This is a genomic window from Neobacillus sp. B4I6 (genome assembly GCF_050434045.1).
GTDB lineage: Bacteria > Bacillota > Bacilli > Bacillales > Cytobacillaceae > Neobacillus.
The window spans coordinates 244,659-262,541 of record NZ_JBNPWB010000002.1; the positions used below are offsets into that span (position 1 = coordinate 244,659).

The window sequence follows — 17,883 nt, forward strand, 5'->3', positions numbered from 1 at the left end:
CATGAAGAAATAACTTATTTAATGAGTGGATACTATCAAGCGTTTTTGTTGACAGTGTCCCTTTATTTTCAACTACTCTGCGAACCACTATGAGTGAGAAACTTTAAAAATTTAATCTTCGTAAAATCTTTTCCAATGAGATTAATGAGGATAAAAGAACTGACACATCAAGTTCATTTTCAAAAGATGTTTTTTGCGAAGTTCCCTGAAGGCTATTATTGGTGTTATTGATGTTATTTTCACTCGCAACGTTTGATTCTTGATGTAATATTTGGGAAGTTCCCTGAAGGCTATTATTGGTGTTATTGTTGTAATTTTCACTCGCAGCGTTTGATTCTTGATGTAATATTTGGGAAGTTCCCTGAGGGCTATTATTGGTGTTATTGTTGTAATTTTCACTCCCATCGTTTGATTCTTGACGTAATATTTGGGAAGTTCCCTGAGGGCTATTATTGGTGTTATTGATGTTATTTTCACTCGCAACGTTTGATTCCTGACGTAATATTTGCGAAGTTCCCTGAGGGTTATTATTGGTGTTATTGTTGTAATTTTCACTCGCAGCGTTTGATTCTTGACATAATATTTGGGAAGTTACCTGAGGGCTACAATAGGTGTTATTGTAGTTATTTTCACTCTTATCGTTTGATTTTTGATGTAATTTTTGTGAAGTTCTCTTAGGGCTATTATTGGTGTTATTTTTGTTATTTCCACTCTTATCGTTTGATTTTTGACGTGACTCATGTTTTTCCGATTTCGCCTTTTTAATTTTTACTCCATAACTAACATTTTTAATGTGGGACATGGCAATGCGAACGATTTCCCCATTATTGACCAAATGAACTAAATCATTTTTTACCTCACAGAGTACCCCCTCTACCGTCTCAGTACTGCCACGATTGATAATTACCCAACGATATTCCAATGATTTAAGCAGGTCTTTGAAATTTTTAGCTTTTTTAAATTCGAAATCCTTCGGAACATCAACGTCGAATTTAAACTGCTCTTTCAGATTATCTGTAAAATTTTTAATATGTTTAGTGTTGTGGTAGACGATCCCATCTTCTTCCGTGAGAAGGCAGAGGTAATCTTCACTTGCATGCATAAACATCCCAACTCTGGATTCTGGTCCGCCTCGATCAACCTTGATTACTCTATCTTGAAAATATTTCGTGAGGTCTTTACCCATATAAAAAATTCTCCCCCTTAAATTAAGTTATTAACTACACTGCATCGTATGTATAACGGGAGGAAGTTGTCCTAAGCAAATAGCCTGTCTTTTGCTCACCGGTTCGCTCCCTTCATAGAACATCGTTATTAAGATCCTGATATTATCATGGCCTTTTTTTAATTTTGTTGCTAAAAACTCCTGCGATGACTATTGTTAGTAGGATTTTTACAAAATAGTATGCGTCTGTCCACTTGAATAATTTTGTTAAAACTTCCTCCAAAATTGCCCCCATCTCTTTGGGGGAGAATACAAAATTCTACTAAACATAGTAAAAACAAAAAACCCTAGAAGCGCTGATATAACGCTGTTTCTAGGGTTTTTGTGATTGCTATTTAATAAGTAAATCAATTAACGTGAGTAGAACTCGACGATAAGAGTTTCGTTGATTTCAGCAGGTAATTCAGAACGCTCTGGTAAGCGAGTGAAAGTACCTTCTAATTTGTCCGCATCAAATGTTAAGAAATCAGGAACGAAGTTATTAACTTCGACAGCTTCTTTTACAACATCAAGATTGCGAGATTTTTCGCGTAGGCTGATTGTTTGACCAGCTTTTAAGCGGTATGATGGGATATCTACACGAGCGCCATCAACTAAGATGTGGCCATGGTTTACTAATTGACGAGCTGCACGACGAGTGCGAGCAAGACCTAAACGGTAAACAACGTTGTCAAGACGTGATTCAAGAAGAATCATGAAGTTTTCACCGTGTACGCCGCTTAATTTGCCAGCTCTATCAAAAAGATTACGGAATTGACGCTCAGTTACGCCATACATATGACGAAGCTTTTGCTTCTCTTGTAATTGTAATCCGTATTCAGAAAGCTTTTTGCGTTGGTTTGGACCATGTTGTCCTGGAGCGTACGGACGCTTTTCTAATTCTTTACCTGTGCCGCTTAGAGAGATTCCAAGACGACGGGAAATTTTCCAGCTAGAGCCAGTATAACGAGCCATGAATGACTCCTCCTTAGTGTTTTTATTTTGGTAAAATAAAAACCGTTATGAGACGCTTTAAAGCCATTTTATTTTCATGCACCTTCGCCCTAGCAGCTAAGGGTTACAAGATACACCATCATTTAAAGGTAATCTACCTTTAAGAGGAATAAAATGAGACGAATAAAGTTTTCACATAGGCTGCAATATTTTACACAAGGAGTATTATATAATTTTTATTCCTGTAAAGTCAAGAATATTTTTTGGGGCGGATGATACAGGAGAAAATTATCGGAAAGATTATTTTAATAAAGTTAATAAATTATACAAATAAATGTCGCCAAAGTGTCTGAAAATTAACTATAATTAGGGTACTATGTATATATCTGGAATTAGATCGGGTGAAACCCATATGGATATTCTCGAATGTGATTTACACATGCAAGTTAATAGATATAAACAATTAATACAAATTACAGAAAAACTTCATTCGTTCCTTGATGTGAATTTCATCTTGGGAGAATTATGCGTAGCGCTTAAGGAAGTGTACCCTGACTACTCATTTTCCTTATTGCTTTCACAGGATACTCAAAGCCACAGCGACCTTCCGATTATTGAGCTTGAATATGATAGTGAAAATATTGCTGCTACCAATGCTTATGCAACCGGGGAGATTCAATTTGAATATTCCCCCCCTGATAAACATGCACTTATTTATGCCCCATTAAAAGGGAAGCAGGTAACCTATGGAGTCTTGCAGTTAATTGCAGCAGATACGACTGAATTTATGGCATATGAGGTGGAGTTTCTTACATTATTAGCAGGTTCTGCGGGATGTTCTATGGAGAATGCCCACCTCTATCAACAGTCAAAGAGGGAAATCTCCAACTTACAATTAATCAACGAAACTTCCCATTGTTTAAATTCTAACCTACGCATGGTTGATACGATGACATATATGTCAGAACAAATCATCACTTCCATTGATGCACAAGAAGTTGGCTTTTTCTTATTCTCAAATGAACAAGCAAATGTAAAAATACTCCCAGGTTCCACTTCATACTTTTACACTAAACAGGCCCGACTCTACATTGATTATATAAAGGAAAAGATCGAAAAGGAAAAAAATCCTTTATTTATAGGAGATATCAATCTCCAAAACATAAAAAGTATGACAAGCTTTCATTCGATTCTTGCGATTCCGATGATTCAGAGCGAAAAATTAAAAGGTTTCTCCATTGTGATGCATCAAAAGCCTTATTTCTTTTCCTTTGACACATTTAAGCTCCTGCAGTCACTAGTTCATCATTCATCGCTAGCGCTTACCAATTCAATGCTCAGAGAAGAGTTAGAGCATATGGTAATTACAGACCACCTTACCAAGCTCCATTCCCGCAAATTTTTGGATGAAAAAATCCAGTGGTCAATGAAAGAGATTGAAGAAGGTACCTTTATTCTCCTCGATATTGATAATTTTAAAGAGTTAAATGATACATACGGCCATCAGGTTGGAGATAAAGTTCTGGTTCAGGTTGCAAACCTTATTAAACGAAATATTCGCGGGCAAGATATAGGCGCCCGCTGGGGTGGGGAAGAACTGGCCCTTTATCTTCCTGGTGTCCCTTTAGAAAGAGGAGCAGCCATCGCTGAAAGATTAGTTAAAAAGGTATCCGAATGCTCCGACCCGCATATTACAGTGTCCTGTGGTGTTTCTTATTGGCATAAGGAACGGATCGATGCCTATAATTTCTTATTTAAACGAGCAGATGAAGCTTTGTATATTGCTAAAGGAACTGGGAAGAACAAAGTGGTCATTCAAGGAAACAATATAATGGTTAGTTAGGGCATTCATTTATGAATTCTCTAACGATATTCCCCCAATCTACATAATATATTATAAGCATGAAAACGTTTTCAAACAGGAGGAATCCAAAATGGGGAAAAAGAAATCACGGTTTGAAACGGAAGTTATTCATTCAGGCTACCGGCCAGACGAACATCAAGACAGTTTAGTTCCCCCGTTATATCAAACATCTACATTTACATTTACCAGTGCGGAACAAGGGGAAAGAAGGTTTGCTGGGCAAGAAGAGGGATTTATTTATTCACGCTTGGGAAATCCAACGGTGAAAATACTGGAAGAACGGATGGCAGTCCTTGAACAAGGTGAGGCAGGCTTGGCTTTTTCGTCAGGAATGGCGGCTGTGAGTGCAGTGCTAGTGGCCTTAACAAAAACAGGTGACCATATCCTTTGTTCACAAGGAGTATACGGCTGTACCTTCGGATTGTTGGAACTATTAAAAGGGAAATATGGGATTGAACACGACTTTTCATTAATGGAATCGGCAGAAGCATTAGATCAAGAAATCCTCCCTAATACGGCTTGTATCTATATTGAAACGCCAATAAACCCTACAATGAAGCTGGTAGATTTGGAATTGGTGGCGAGGGTGGCAAATAAAAAAGGGATTCCCGTTGTTGTGGATAACACATTTTGTTCCCCATATATACAAACCCCTCTTACCCTCGGATGCAATGTTGTCATTCATAGTGCAACAAAATATATCTGTGGACATGGCGATGTTATAGCGGGTCTTGTCATTGGGGAGAAGGAGTTTATTAGGCAGGTGTCACGGACGACCCAAAAAGATATTGGCGGGATTATCTCGCCTTTTGATGCATGGCTGTTGTTAAGGGGGATTAAAACACTTCCAGTGCGCATGGACCGCCATTGTGAAAATGCCCAGAGGTTATTTGAATTTATGAAAAGTCATCCGAAAATTGAATCAGTGTATTTCCCTGGCGATCCAGAACACCAAGATTATTCGATCGCGAAAAAACAAATGAAACAATCAGGCGGGCTCATATCATTCACGATAAAGGGATCCAAGGAATCGGCACAACAGTTTATGAATCAATTACAATTAATAAAAATTGCGGTAAGTCTTGGAGACGCAGAAACATTGATTCAGCATCCTGCAACGATGACCCATGCCGTGGTTCCAGAGGAGGAACGAAAAAAAATGGGGATTGAAGATAACTTGCTGCGTCTATCTGTTGGTTTAGAAGCATGGGAGGACATTCAAGAAGACCTGGATCAGGCACTGGAAAGGATTTAAAGAGAAAAAGCACAGAGAGAATTTCTCTGTGCTATTTTCTATATATGTTCAACTAGAATTGCAACAAATTCTTCCAACATTTGTTGATCAAGTGCATCAAAACGATTTTTTTCAGGTGAATCAATATCCAAAACTCCAATTAGCTGCTCATTTTTAATGAGAGGGATAACAATCTCGGATTGGGAGGCTGCATCACAAGCAATGTGGCCGGGAAACTGATGAACATCTGCTACAAGAACGGTTTCTTTTTTCAAAGCAGATGTCCCGCATACACCCTTACCCAAAGGAATACGTACACATGCAGGAAGACCTTGGAATGGTCCTAATACTAGTTGTTGATTCGTATCCATTAAATAAAATCCGACCCAATTAATTCGGTCAAGAAATTGATTCAAAAGGGCACTGGCATTGCTGAGATTTGCAATCTGATTGTTCTCATCGTGAATAAGAGCATGCAGTTGTTTTTTAACAAGATTATAATTTTCCTCGCGGCTCGCAGTATACATTTCGACGTTAAACATGGTATTTCCCCTTTGTTTCAACAATTTTATTTATTATTTTATCAAATTTACAAGAAAATGAGCAGACTTTGTCGATTTTTTCATAAAGGAATCTGTGTTATAACAAAGAATTATAATGTAAGGGGATTTTTGGGTATACCAGAAGGGGGGACAATTTATGAAGAAAAATGCTAAAGAAGCAATTGTTAAGGCCGCTATAACATTGTTTAAGTCCAATGGATACTCTGGAACATCAATTCGGGATATCGCCCGACTGGCAAAAGTAAATACGGCAACGATTGCCTACCATTTCGAAAATAAACCAGGTCTGCTAGAATATTGCTTTACGCATTTTTTTGAACAGTATATTAGTAAAATGGAAGAAGCCTACGCATCGATAGACAAGGGAGCAAAGGAGTGTTTAAAGCGAATTGTCACTGATTTACTTCATTATCAATGTGAAAATAGTAAATTAGCCAGTCTTGTCTATCGGGAAATGTCCATGGATTCGCAAGTGGTTCGCGAAATCATGTCAACCTATTTACTTAAGGAAAAATACTATTTTCAATTAGTATTTGAGCGTGGTTTTGAATGGAATGAATTCCGCCCCCACTCGATTCCTTATTTAATTATTCAACTTAAAGGATTATTGATGATGCCATTTATGAATACACATTATATGAGGGAAGTCTTGTATGTCTTTCCAAATGAACCATTTTTTGAGCAGAAATATTTAAAGGATATTAATTTGTGGATTGATAAAACACTATGCTCGGATGTACCAATGAAAATGAGTGCAGTCATAAAATAGCGGCAATCGCTATTTTTTTTTAGTTAATAGGAAAGCATAAATTCAACTGCGCCTCATGAACCGTCCTATCAGACTCGCCAATTGGTGAGTTTTCATTTATTTTACAAAAAAATTGAAAATAATAGTCAAAAAATGTCGTTAACATGGTATCATAATAGCATTGAATCGAACATTAAGAGATTTTTTTATAATAGATGCATGAAAACTGGAATTTGAAAGAATGTTTTGGGAAATAGGGGGCTTACTTGTGAAATATTTCATTGGATTTTTTATCCTTTTACTAGCCTTATTTGTAATTGGGTATTTAATAAAGAAAAAGTACTTTAAGGAAATGGATCGATTGGAAGGATGGAAAATCGATTTAATGAATCGTCCAGTACTGGATGAAATGTCAAAAGTGAAGCTGCTTAATATGACAGGGCAAACTGAAGAACTATTCGAACGTTGGCGAAATCAATGGGACGATGTGGTAACGGTACAGCTGCCTGATTTAGAGGAAATGCTTTTTGATGCCGAAGAGTACATAGATAAGTACCGATTTAGCAAAGCGAAAGGTGTCCAGCAAGCTATTGGAGCAAAGTTACAAGAAACTGAGGATCAAATAAAAAGTATATTAGAAGAGTTACATGAATTGGTTGGCAGCGAGGAAAAGAACCGAGTTGAAATTGAAGAGCTTAAAGAGCAGTATCGGGAATCAAAAAAAATGCTGCTTGCCCATCGTCACAGCTTTGGCAGTTCAGAAAAGTGCTTAGAGGAACAACTCAACGGCGTTTCACTAAAATTTCAGGAATTTGATGAGAAAACTGAACATGGTAATTATCTTGAAGCCCGTGAAGTAGTTTTAATGATTCATAGTCAGCTTGGAATGATTAAAAAAGATATGGACTTGATTCCGCAGCTGTTAATTGAATGTCAATCACTTCTGCCAAATCAGCTTTCAGATATGCTTGACGGATACCGTGAAATGTCTGATCAAGAATACTATTTAGGACATATTAATTTGGAAAAAGAAATCAAACGCTTAGAAGAGAAACTGGCTGAGAATCTAGAGCTTATCGAAGCAACGAAGATTGATGAGGCAGTAGAATGTATAAAAGAAATAAAGGAAAGAATTGATGTCCTTTTCGATTTATTGGAAAAAGAAGTACACGCCAAGCATTTTGTCCAAAAAAATGAAAAAATAGCAAGTGAACTTCTCATTTCTGCCTATGAGGAAAATAGTCATCTTTCAAGTGAAGTCATTCATGTTCAAGAAAGTTACCAGCTATCTGAAGGTGACTTTGAAACGCAGCGACAGCTCGAAAAAGAACTTTCCACTGTTTATAAACATTTTGAGATTCTGATTGAAAAACTAAAGTTAAACGAAACAGCACAATCGGTGATTAGTGAAGAGTTAGCTCAAGTAAAAGAACAGTTGGATATCATTCGAGAAGGGCAGCAAGATTTTGCTTTAAAACTTCAAGCCCTTAGGAAAGATGAATTTGAAGCAAGAGAAAAGCTTAAAGAACTTACCAAGAAAGTTGGAGAGACGGTTCGTCTCGTTACTAAGAGTAATGTCCCTGGCTTACCAGAAGATTATAGGTATTTATTTGAGGATACAAATGAAAGTATTCAAAATGTGAGATACCAGCTTGAAGAAAAGCCACTTAACATTTCTGCTCTCAATCAATATTTAGAAATTGCTGTATTAACGGTGGAGAAACTTACCAATTCAACGATAGAACTGCTAGAAAATGTGATGTTAGCGGAAAAAGCCATTCAATATGGAAATCGTTATAAAAGCCAATATCCAAATGTAGCCAAAGGATTATTGGAAGCAGAAATGGCATTTAGACACTATGAATATCAAGAGGCTTTAGAACAAGCGGCTGCAACACTTGATGTTATTGACCCAGATGCATTGAAAAAAATAAAAGCCACATTTGTAACAGAATAAATAACAAAAAACCGATCAGTTAGACTAACCTAATAAAATGAGACACGATAAAACACCTTCGAAATGGTACACTGAAATTAAGTACTAAAATCGGAGGTGTTTTTGCATGGGCAAAAACGTATATTCTAGTGAAACAAAATGGGCAGTGGTGAGGGATAAGATGTCAGGGGAGTTAACTAATCAAGAGATTATGGAGAAGTACGGAATTAAAAATGTTTCTCAGATAAAGACATGGATGAAATGGTACCGAGAGAATGAGATACATCGTTTTGATCAGCCGATTGGCAAACAATATTCGTACGGGCTTGGACCAGATAATGTGAGTGAAGAGGAAAAGAAAGATCGGCAATTTACTCACTTGAAACAGGAGAATGAAATCTTAAAAAAGTATTTGGAGATGGTAAAGGAGTTGAAAAACAAGTAGTCCTGCAGATAGTTGAAAAGTTCCGTAAGAAGTACACGGTTACGGCGATTTTATCTGCCCTATCCTTGCCGCGAGCTACCTACTATCGGTGGGCAAAAGCGGGAAAGGACGTATTAACTAAAGAGGAAGAAATCATCATTACTATATGCCAGGAAACAAAATATCGATACGGGCACCGTAAAATAAAGGCTATGTTATATCGTGACTATAAGATTAAATTGAATCGTAATACTGTTCAACGTATTATGCAAAAACATTATTTGCAATGTCGTGTAAAGCCGAAACGAAAGTGGAAATCGCAGGGAGAATCCGTTGTTATTGCACCCAATATTTTAGAACGAGATTTCACAGCCAGTGCTCCAAATCAAAAGTGGGTCACCGATATTACTTACCTACAATATGGTCCATCTACGTTGTATTTGTCGACTATTGTGGACTTGTATAACAATCAAATTGTGGCATATAAGATATATGATCATCAACAGACTCCACTTGTGTTGGATACACTTAAAGCAGCATTAAGTGCACGTAGAAACCCATCCGGAGTCATCCTTCATTCTGATCAAGGAAGTGTATATACATCATATGCCTTTCAAAAGTTTGTGAAAGAGAGTAACCTGATTAGTAGTATGTCAAGACGTGGAAATTGTTGGGATAATGCAGTTATTGAGTCGTTTCACTCCAACTTGAAATCAGAGGAGTTCCAATATATTAAGTTCAACTCAATAAGCTTAAAGGACGTACGAAATCATGTAAATGATTACGTTAAACATTATAATGAAGAACGCATTCAAGAAAAATTAGGCTACCGAACCCCCATTGAATTTGGGAGTATGGCAGCCTAATAAGGGTGTTTTATCTCTGTCTCAAATGACTAGGACAGTCTAAGTGCCATTTTCGCTGAATCGGTTTTTTGTTATTCTTTTTTTTGTCTTTATGATAAGATTTATTTTTGTAAGAGTTCGGAGGAGAAAAAATGATTTATTTTGATAATAGTGCAACGACAAAACCGTTTAAAGACGTTATAGATTCGTTTGTTACGGTGTCTAGTGAATATTATGGGAACCCATCCTCACTACACAGTATGGGGGGACTGGCAGAGAAGCTGCTATCCCAGGCGCGGGAACAAGTAAGCAAGCTCTTAACAGTAAAGCCATCTGAAATTTATTTTACTTCCGGGGGAACGGAAGGTAATAATATAGCGATAAAAGGATCTGCTTTATTACATAAAAATAAAGGTCGGCACCTGATTACATCAAGTGTTGAACATCCATCAGTAAGAGCCGCAATGGAACAGCTTGAACAGGAGGGTTTTGAGATAACTTACTTGCCTGTTGACAGGTTTGGAAGAATTAATGTTTCGGATCTTGAAAAAGCGATAAGAAAAGATACCATTTTAATATCCATTATGCAGGTGAATAATGAAGTGGGGACGGTTCAGCCAATTAAAGAAATTGGAGACCTATTAAAAAAACATCCAACAATTTTATTTCATGTTGATGCAGTTCAAGGAATAGGAAAGATTCCCCTTTCTCTCTATAAAAACAGAGTGAATCTTTGTTCGATATCCGGTCATAAATTTCATGGTTTAAAAGGCACCGGTGCCCTTTTTATCCGTGAGGGTGTGAGACTTGCTCCATTATTTTCTGGCGGCAATCAGGAACGGAAGATTCGAAGCGGTACAGAAAATGTGGCAGGCGCCGTTGCGATGGCAAAGGCACTTAGGATGACATTAATGAAAGGCGAAGCAGAGATGGAACGAATGAAGAATATCCACAGCCTGCTCAGGAAGGGGTTAGCAGAAATAGAAGGTGTTCAAATTCATACACCTACTGAACATGCAGCACCCCATATTTTAAATTTCTCATTAAAGGGAATAAAATCAGAAGTATTCATTCATTCACTTGAGCGGAAAGGTATCTTTGTATCCACCACAAGTGCATGTTCCTCAAAAAAGAAATCACCAAGTAAAACGCTTCTCGCAATGGGCGTTCATGAAACGCAAGCTGAAAGTGCCATCCGGATTAGTCTCTCATTTGAGAATACCAGAGAAGAGGCAGTGACAGCTCTAGTTACATTTAAAGAATCCGCAAACCAATTACGAAAGGTTATGAAATAAATGGAATATGATCGTATACTCATTCGCTACGGTGAAATATCGACAAAAGGAAGAAATCGCAATCAATTTGTAGAAAAATTAAGAAAAAGTGTTAGAATTGCTCTTGCTCCCTTTCCAAAAATTAAAGTAGAAGCAAGCCGTGATCGGATGTATGTCTTATTAAATGGTGAAAGCAGCGAAGCAATTATTGGAAAATTGAAGAATATATTTGGTATCCAATCCTTTAGTCCGGCCATCAAGCTGGAAAGAGATATTGAGGTATTAAAACAGACTTCACTAGATATGATGCGCTCCCTATACAAGAAGGGTCAAACCTTCAAAATTACTCCGAAAAGATCTGATAAAACATTTGAGTTGGATACGGACGGAATTAACCACACCCTTGGCGGTCATTTGTTGCAACAAATCTCTGGACTCAAAGTGGATGTGAAAAATCCGGATATTAATTTACGGATTGAAGTCAGAAAGGAAGCCATTTACCTATCATGCGAAACCATACAGGGTGCCGGTGGACTACCGATTGGATCAAGTGGAAAAGCCATGCTCATGCTTTCAGGTGGAATTGACAGCCCTGTTGCCGGCTATATGGCAATGAAGAGGGGTCTAGAAATCGAAGCGGTTCATTTTTTCAGCCCCCCATTTACAAGTGAAAGATCGAAGGAAAAGGTCATTGACCTTTCAAAAAAACTGGCTGAAATATATGGATCGATGACCTTGCATATTGTCCCGTTTACTGATATTCAGCAAACAATTCGCGAACAAGTACCTGAAAATTATTCGATGACATCTACGAGAAGGATGATGCTTCGAATCACGGATGAGATTAGGAAAAAACATGAAGGTCTTGCTATAATTACCGGTGAAAGCCTCGGGCAGGTTGCGAGCCAGACGCTTGAGAGTATGTACGCAATCAATGATGTAACAAATACGCCTCTTTTGAGGCCATTGATTACGATGGATAAAACGGATATCATTAAAATCGCACAGGAAATTGATACACTAGAAATTTCGAATAGGCCGTTTGAGGATTGCTGTACCATCTTTGTCCCAGCTTCTCCAAAAACAAAGCCAAAAAGGGAAAAGGTTCAGCATTATGAAAGCTTCTTTGATTTCGAGCCACTCATTCATGAAGCGGTGCAAGAGACAGAGACACTTGTAATTAAACCTGATGACAAGCAGCACTCAGAATTTAGTGAATTATTTTAAAAAGGTAAAATTAGAATATTTTGTGAACAATTACCAATTGTAAAATAGAATGAAGCTTTTAAGTTCTACACATTCTATACTCACAAGGAGGTGATATCACATGGCAAACAACAACAACTCAAATCAATTATTGGTTCCTGGTGTTGAACAAGCTCTAAGCCAAATGAAATATGAAATTGCTTCTGAATTTGGTGTAAATCTTGGAGCTGACACTACTTCACGTGCCAACGGATCTGTTGGTGGTGAAATCACAAAGCGTCTAGTAGCAATGGCTGAATCTCAATTAGGCGGCGGATTCTCTCGTTAATAAAAAATAAATACGATGGCTACAGAGAGCGTGGGGCTTCCCCCGCTCTCTTTTTTATGCTCAAGATAGTGAAAAATGTTTTTAAAATAAAAACAATTTAAAATTTTTAAATAATTTTGTATAATTAATTTGGTGGGATTAATACGAAAAAGTTAAGGGGGAGAAGTATGAAGCGGGAAGATTTAATTGCGCCAGAAAAGTATAATCTTGTTTCTGAAATGGAGCGTTTTGCCAAAGAACCGAACAGAGTCGCATTGAAGTGGGAGAATGAGACTGGAAAGACAAAACAAGTTACATATCAGCAATTAATGAAGAAGATTAACCAAGCGGGGAATGTTTTCGCCAAGAATGGTTTAAATAGGGGCGACGTGGTCCTTGTTATCGTGCCCCGTCTGATTGAAGCATATGTTGTTTATTTAGCGGCATTAAAAGCTGGAATGGTTGTCATTCCAAGCTCTGAAATGTTAAAGGAAAAAGACTTGAAGTATCGTATTACACACGGTGATGTTAAGGGAATCATTAGTTATTATCCATTCGTTGATCAATTTAAAAATATAACTGCACCACAAGCTTTGGTTAAATTTACTATCGGAGGGTCTGAAGATGGCTGGATTCATTTGGACGAAGAGATGAAAGCTGCATCAGAAGAATTGGTGCCAGCAGATACGTTTAGAGACGATATGGCATTTTTGTCCTATACCTCCGGCACAACAGGGAATCCTAAAGGGGTTGTTCATACGCACGGCTGGGCCTATGCTCATTTAAAAACAGCTGCACCAAAGTGGCTTTGCATTGAAGATGGTGATACGGTTTGGGCAACTGCAGGTCCAGGATGGCAAAAATGGATTTGGAGTCCCTTCCTATCGGTACTTGGCTCAGGAGGAACAGGATTAGTCTACAACGGACAATTTGATCCGAAAAAGTATTTGAGCCTCCTTCAAAAATATGATGTCAATGTCCTTTGTTGTACACCTACCGAATATCGATTAATGGCGAAGGTAGATAATTTAGCTGGTTATCAATTGCCAAATCTTCATAGTGCGGTTTCAGCAGGTGAACCTTTAAATAGAGAGGTTATTGATACGTTTAGAAAGCATTTTAATATTGATGTCCGTGACGGTTATGGACAAACTGAAAATACCTTGCTAGTAGGGGTTACAAAAGGGATGGAATTGAAGTCTGGATCCATGGGCAAGCCGACACCTGGAAATAGAGTTGAAATCATTAACGAAGAAGGCCAAGTTTGTGCTGTCGGAGAAGTGGGCGATATTGCCGTCCATGTAGAAACTCCAGCTCTTTTCAAAAATTATTATAAAGATCCAGAAAGAACGGCAATGCAGTTCCGAGGTGACTATTATGTAACAGGCGATAAAGCCAAAATGGATCAAGATGGCTATTTCTGGTTTGAAGGCCGCGGTGATGATATTATCATTAGCTCGGGCTATACAATTGGACCATTTGAAGTGGAGGATGCGCTCGTTAAACATCCATTTGTTAAGGAATGTGCCGTCGTGGCAAGCCCGGATGAAATTCGTGGATTTATTGTCAAAGCATTTGTGGTCTTACAAGAGGATATTGATTCAACGGATCCAGAATTAACAAAGAACTTGCAGGAGCATGTCAAAACACTTACAGCTCCATATAAGTACCCTAGAAAAATAGAATATTTGAGTGAACTTCCAAAAACAACCTCAGGGAAAATCCGTCGAATTGAACTCCGCAAAAAGGAACTCGAGGCGGCTAAACAAGTTTAGTTTAATATTTCATGGAAGCAGGCGGAATTCCGTCTGCTTTTTATTGGAAGCAAAAAATTCCCCATTTCACGATGTTTCGAGTTATAATAGAAATTATTTCGAAACTAGAAAGAATAGGGGCTCGAAAACAGATGAAAAAGACTGAAACGCAAAAAGGAGTCATGTATGCCGGCTTTTCTTACTTGCTGTGGGGATTATTGCCGATTTATTGGAAGCTTTTAGACAATGTTAATGCAAAGGAAATTTTAGCGAGCCGTGTTTTATGGTCGTTTATTTTTATGATCATCATTCTCTTCCTAACGAAAAAATTAGGACTATTTCTCCAAACCATTAAAGGGTTTACTAAGAATAAAAAACAAATGTATGCCCTGACGATTGCCTCCTTATTAATAAGTGTGAATTGGTTCATTTATATTTGGGCGGTTAATAGTGGTCATATGATTGAAGCTAGCCTTGGATATTATATCAATCCATTAATTAGTATTTTATTAGGAATGATTGTTCTTAAGGAAAAATTAACTATTTATCAATACGTCTCTTTCATTTTAGCTGCAATAGGGGTATTGATTATTTCTATTTCGCATGGGCAGTTTCCGTGGATTGCCATTTCTTTGGCCCTATCCTTTGGCGTGTATGGTTTAGCGAAAAAGTTAATAAACGTTGATTCTGCAGTCGGATTAACATTAGAAACACTTGTTGTTACACCTGTTGCCGCCATTTATATTGGTTACTTATTTATGAATGGATCCAATTCCTTTATAACATCAGGGATCCAAACCGATCTGCTTTTAATCGGTGCAGGAGTTGCAACAGCAGTGCCGCTTCTATATTTTGCAAAAGGAGCACAAAAAATTCCCTTATCTTTATTAGGATTTCTCCAATATATTGCACCTACATTAACCTTATTATTAGGGGTATTTATCTATCATGAACATTTTTCAAAAATACAACTTCTATCCTTTATGTTCATCTGGTCTGCGTTAACAATTTATTCCCTTTCAAAAACAAAACTATTGTCTCCACAATGGTTACATTTGCGAAAAGAAAAGAGCACGAGCATATAAGCAAAAACCTTATCCCTTTAATAGGAAAAGGTCAGGCTGTCGAGAAACTTTCGACAGCCTCTTATTTTCTACAATAAACTTTAACCATTCACCGCGTTAATTTATTATAATATTATTAATATATAGGCTTTGCAACATGTTTGTTGATTTCCGCTCCAGGCACTTCGCTTTCCGCGGGCGTGCCGGGGAGCCTCCTCGGCGCTGAAGCGCCTGCGGGGTCTCCCCTGCCCCGTACTCCCGCAGGAGTCTGCGTGCCTTCCGCGCAAATCAACAGAGCTGTAAAATCAATAATACACTGCTCTTAACACAACCAAACAATAAAAAATTAAGTGGTGAAATCTATGTTTAAACCAAGAGTATCTACCCAAAGTGAATATGAATTTGTTTCTATTGATGAATTGGTTCCTGACAATCACCTTCTTCGTTTAATCGATAAATATATTGATCTTTCATTCCTTCTTGAAAAGGTACGTCCTTATTATAGTGATGATAACGGACGCCCTTCCGATCCCACTATTCTATTTAAAATGATGTTTATTGGTTATATATATGGCATCCGATCCGAGCGACAATTACAAAGAGAAATTGAAATGAATGTTGCCTACCGCTGGTTTTTAGGCCTGAAATTTAAGGATCCTGTTCCACACCACTCAACGATTAGTTGGAATCGCCAACATCGTTTTAAAGGTACCGATATCTTTCAGGAAATATTTGATGAGATGGTTCTCCAGGCAATGAATCACAAAATGGTAGGTGGTCGTGTCTTATTTTCGGATTCTACTCATTTAAAGGCTAACGCTAATAAACGAGATCTATACGTTTGTCCTAATAATCAAGAATTACCCTACAGTACAACAAACCGTGAGGGTTATAAAGAATATAAGTCTGATTCGAAGAAATATGAAAACTGCCCACTTCTTTCCCAATGTACACGCTCCAAAAATAAGGTAAAAGTAGTGACACGTCATGTTTGGGAAGAGCACAAGGAAAAGTTAAGGGAAAATCGCTTATCTAAATCTGGAAAAATGCTTTATAAATTTAGAAAGGAAAAAATTGAGCGAAGCTTCGCAGACTCAAAAGAGCTGCACGGGCTTCGCTATTGCCGGTTACGGGGATTGAAGAAGCAAGCGAGGCTCTCCTTACGGCAGCCTGCCAAAATATGAAAAAGATTGCAACACAATTAGCAAGGCTAGAAAAAGTGTGTTGCAATTCTTTAAGTTGATTACCTCCCTGTTGATTTCTGCGGAAGGCACGCAGACTCCTGCGGGAGTACGGGGCTGGGGAGACCCCGCAGGCGCTAGCGCCGAGGAGGCTCCCCGGACCGCCCGCGGAAAGCGAAGTGCCTAGAGCGGAAATCAACAGGCCCATTAGCAGGTACAATGAATAATTAAATGCTGAGAATAAAAAATTGCCGAGAAAAATACCCTTTCTCGACAATCTGACCTTATCCCTTTAATAGGATAAGGTTTTTCTATTCTTAAGAAAAACTTATTACTTCGCTAAACGGGCGCTTCCGCTTTTCTTATAAAAAAGTCCGTTTCACTTTTTCCCAGAAGGAGTTGTCCTTAAGCTTTAGTGTTTTTAACTTTTTATCACTTATTCTTATGCTGATTTTCTCAACGTGACGAATACTTAATGCTTCATTATCCATCCCCATGGTAGGATAATCATTGCCTTCGGATATTACATTGAATGTCAGTGTTCGTTCACTTCCAACAATAAAGGAGGAATCTAGTGTTCGGTAAAGATTTGTATTTAGGGATGCTACTTCACTCACCTGCATGCAGGGGATAAGAGGGTCAACAATCGAACCCTTCACCGATTTATTATAAGCAGTACTTCCGGTTGGTGTCGCAACAATCAACCCATCCCCGCGAAAGGTTTCTAAATGGAGCTTATTAATAAAGACATCTACCACTAGTGTTTTTATGATCGAAGAACGTATGCTGAATTCGTTTAAACAAGTAAAAGTACCCTGACCATCAACGGATACGTCAATTAATGGATAACGACGAACTTTTAAATTTTCATTTGTAATAATAGCGTCAATCATTTTTGAAATATCATTAATTCGGAAATCACAATACATATTCAAGCTATCTTTAGTTGAAATCCCCATGTAAAGGCAATCATCACGGAAGCCGGTTTTCCTGACGGCTTGTAGAAATGTTCCGTCATCTCCAACACTGGCAATGATATTAGCATTTCGGTAATCAGTGACAATCGTAAAACCATAACGGTCGGCCACATCAAAAAGAGGAGCCATTTTTGATAGCATATCCTCATCCCGTTTATGATAAAAGTAAATATTGCGCCTGTTTGCCATTTTATGTACCCCCTGGAAAAAGATGAGATAATTGTAACATGATTACCCACCCCAAAAATAATCTTTGCTAAAATAATGTTAGTCTGAAATTAGTTTAGCATTTTATTGAAACAATATAAAAGCAGGACATAAATTTTAGACTAAAAGAAAAAGGGGGAC

Annotated in this window: 14 protein-coding genes and 1 pseudogene; 11 read left to right on the forward strand and 4 right to left on the reverse strand. The window is 37.9% G+C overall.

Features of this window, described 5'->3' with window-relative positions:
* Positions 1-103: 103 nt before the first annotated feature.
* Positions 104-1,186: a hypothetical protein gene (locus QF028_RS03005; protein ID WP_429464041.1), complete on the reverse strand. Its 1,083-nt coding sequence runs from the start codon at positions 1,184-1,186 to the stop codon at positions 104-106.
* A 390-nt stretch (positions 1,187-1,576) separates the two neighbouring features.
* On the reverse strand, positions 1,577-2,179 hold the full coding sequence (gene rpsD, locus QF028_RS03010) for a 30S ribosomal protein S4 (RefSeq protein ID WP_088089267.1): 603 nt from the start codon (positions 2,177-2,179) through the stop codon (positions 1,577-1,579).
* A gap of 391 nt (positions 2,180-2,570) precedes the next feature.
* On the opposite strand from rpsD, the gene QF028_RS03015 reads away from it, so the two are divergent.
* On the forward strand, positions 2,571-4,001 hold the full coding sequence (locus QF028_RS03015) for a diguanylate cyclase (RefSeq protein ID WP_429464043.1): 1,431 nt from the start codon (positions 2,571-2,573) through the stop codon (positions 3,999-4,001).
* Between the two features lie 91 nt (positions 4,002-4,092).
* The gene (gene megL, locus QF028_RS03020; protein ID WP_214732631.1) at positions 4,093-5,277 is read left to right on the forward strand and encodes a methionine gamma-lyase; all 1,185 of its coding nucleotides are present in this window, start codon (positions 4,093-4,095) and stop codon (positions 5,275-5,277) included.
* 38 nt (positions 5,278-5,315) lie between these two features.
* Here megL and QF028_RS03025 read toward each other — a convergent pair whose 3' ends face one another.
* Complete coding sequence (locus tag QF028_RS03025) at positions 5,316-5,798, reverse strand: GAF domain-containing protein (RefSeq protein WP_214732630.1); 483 nt, start codon at positions 5,796-5,798, stop codon at positions 5,316-5,318.
* 157 nt (positions 5,799-5,955) lie between these two features.
* On the opposite strand from QF028_RS03025, the gene refZ reads away from it, so the two are divergent.
* The 9 genes and pseudogenes from refZ (at position 5,956) to QF028_RS03070 (ending at position 16,620) form a co-directional block, all read left to right on the forward strand.
* A complete protein-coding gene (gene refZ / locus QF028_RS03030; RefSeq protein WP_088089263.1) occupies positions 5,956-6,588 on the forward strand; it encodes a forespore capture DNA-binding protein RefZ in 633 nt (210 codons plus the stop codon).
* Positions 6,589-6,835: 247 nt separating this feature from the next.
* Positions 6,836-8,524: a septation ring formation regulator EzrA gene (gene ezrA / locus QF028_RS03035; protein ID WP_429464046.1), complete on the forward strand. Its 1,689-nt coding sequence runs from the start codon at positions 6,836-6,838 to the stop codon at positions 8,522-8,524.
* A 106-nt stretch (positions 8,525-8,630) separates the two neighbouring features.
* A protein-coding gene (locus tag QF028_RS03040) for an IS3 family transposase (RefSeq protein ID WP_429463296.1) occupies positions 8,631-9,793 on the forward strand; the annotation gives its coding sequence in 2 pieces (ribosomal slippage) (positions 8,631-8,907 and positions 8,907-9,793; 1,164 coding nt in all).
* Between the two features lie 131 nt (positions 9,794-9,924).
* Positions 9,925-11,067, forward strand: coding sequence for a cysteine desulfurase family protein (locus QF028_RS03045; protein ID WP_429464048.1), 1,143 nt, complete (start codon positions 9,925-9,927; stop codon positions 11,065-11,067).
* Positions 11,068-12,273 (forward strand): tRNA uracil 4-sulfurtransferase ThiI, encoded by a 1,206-nt coding sequence (thiI, locus tag QF028_RS03050; protein WP_429464050.1) that lies wholly within the window; start codon positions 11,068-11,070, stop codon positions 12,271-12,273.
* Positions 12,274-12,373: 100 nt separating this feature from the next.
* Complete coding sequence (locus QF028_RS03055) at positions 12,374-12,580, forward strand: alpha/beta-type small acid-soluble spore protein (RefSeq protein ID WP_088089259.1); 207 nt, start codon at positions 12,374-12,376, stop codon at positions 12,578-12,580.
* A gap of 167 nt (positions 12,581-12,747) precedes the next feature.
* Positions 12,748-14,334, forward strand: coding sequence for an acyl-CoA synthetase MbcS (mbcS, locus tag QF028_RS03060; RefSeq protein ID WP_429464052.1), 1,587 nt, complete (start codon positions 12,748-12,750; stop codon positions 14,332-14,334).
* A gap of 131 nt (positions 14,335-14,465) precedes the next feature.
* Positions 14,466-15,398 (forward strand): EamA family transporter RarD, encoded by a 933-nt coding sequence (gene rarD, locus QF028_RS03065; RefSeq protein WP_429464054.1) that lies wholly within the window; start codon positions 14,466-14,468, stop codon positions 15,396-15,398.
* 341 nt (positions 15,399-15,739) lie between these two features.
* A pseudogene (locus tag QF028_RS03070) lies at positions 15,740-16,620 on the forward strand (transposase).
* 300 nt (positions 16,621-16,920) lie between these two features.
* Here QF028_RS03070 and QF028_RS03075 read toward each other — a convergent pair.
* Positions 16,921-17,724, reverse strand: a complete 804-nt coding sequence (locus tag QF028_RS03075) for an NAD kinase (RefSeq protein WP_168245330.1) — start codon at positions 17,722-17,724, stop codon at positions 16,921-16,923.
* Positions 17,725-17,883: the final 159 nt, after the last annotated feature.